Source organism: Microbacterium sp. ISL-103 (assembly GCF_018613995.1).
Classification (GTDB): Bacteria; Actinomycetota; Actinomycetes; order Actinomycetales; family Microbacteriaceae; genus Microbacterium.
This window is the reverse complement of the sequence record NZ_JAGGPD010000664.1, coordinates 1-1255: the sequence shown is the minus strand read 5'-3', so window position 1 is coordinate 1255 and position 1255 is coordinate 1. Positions and strand designations below refer to the sequence as shown.

Sequence of the window (1255 nt, the reverse complement as noted above, 5' to 3'; positions counted from 1 at the left end):
ACGCTGACGCTGACCGCCCGAGAGACTGAGTCCCTCTTCGCCGATCACCGTCTCGACGCCGTCGGGAAGCGCGTCCACGAATGCCGCCTGAGCGACGTCGAGGGCCTCGCGCAGCACCCGCTCGGCCTCGTCGCTGTGCACGTCGAGATCAGCACGACCCAGCAGGACGTTCTCGCGCACGGTCGCCGAGAAGAGCGTCGCATCCTCGAACGCCATGGCGATGTGCTGGCGCAGCTCGGCGAGCGGCAGATCACGCACATCGACGCCGTCGAGGGTGACACGACCGCCGGTGACGTCGTACAGACGCGTCGGCAGCGTGGTGAGCGTGGTCTTGCCGCTTCCGGTCAGACCGACCAGCGCCATCGTCTCGCCCGGACGCAGCACCAGATCGATGCCGTCGAGCAGATCGCGCTCGTGCGCGCCCGCGTCCTGATAGCGGAAGTGCGCCGCCTCGAAGGCGAGCTCTCCACGCGGCTCGGCGATGTGCACCGGGTTCTCGGGGTCGGTGATGGAGTTCGTCTCGGAGTAGATGTCGAACACACGGTCGGTCGCGGTGCGCGCGTCGAGCATGAACGAGAACAGGAACCCGATCGACTCGATCGGCCAGCGGAGCACGACGGCCATGGCGAAGAACGCGAACAGCTGCGCCTGATCGATCTCACCCTGCGAGATCAGCCAGATTCCGGACATCAGGCTGAGGCCGAAGGCGATCTGCGGCATGAGGTCGAGCCAGAACCAGATCGACGCGATCGCGCCCGCCTTGCTCATCTCGGTCTCGCGCAGCGTCTCGGCCTGGCGGCTGAAGCGGCTGAGAGCGTGCTTGCCGCGACCGAAGGCCTTGAGCACGCGGATGCCGTGCACGCTCTCTTCGACGCTGGTCGCGAGGTCGCCGGCCTGATCCTGACTGCGGCGGGTGAGCGCACCGTAGCGCTTCTCGAACAGGTAGCCGCGGATCCACAGCGGGATGGCGGTGACGATGAAGATCACGCCCAGCAGCCAGTGCCAGCGGAGCAGCAGCACGGAGCCGATCACGATGGTCAGGATGTTGACCACCAGCAGGACGAGTCCGAACGCGAGCCACCGGCGGATCAAGCCGATGTCCTGCATCATGCGGCTCAGCAGCTGCCCCGACTGCCAGCGGTCGTGGAACGAGACCGGCAGGGTCTGCAGGCGCGAGTACAGCTCGGTGCGCATCTTGTATTCGACCTGCGTGGCCGGGTTGAGCACGAACTGGCGGCGCAGCCAGACCATGAGG

Annotated in this window: 1 protein-coding gene; it reads right to left on the bottom strand. The window is 66.9% G+C overall.

Annotation, left to right across the window (positions count from 1 at the left end; translation table 11 throughout):
- A partial coding sequence (locus J7E68_RS19330) for an ABC transporter ATP-binding protein (RefSeq protein ID WP_215175159.1) occupies positions 1–1255 on the bottom strand: 1255 nt, incomplete at both ends.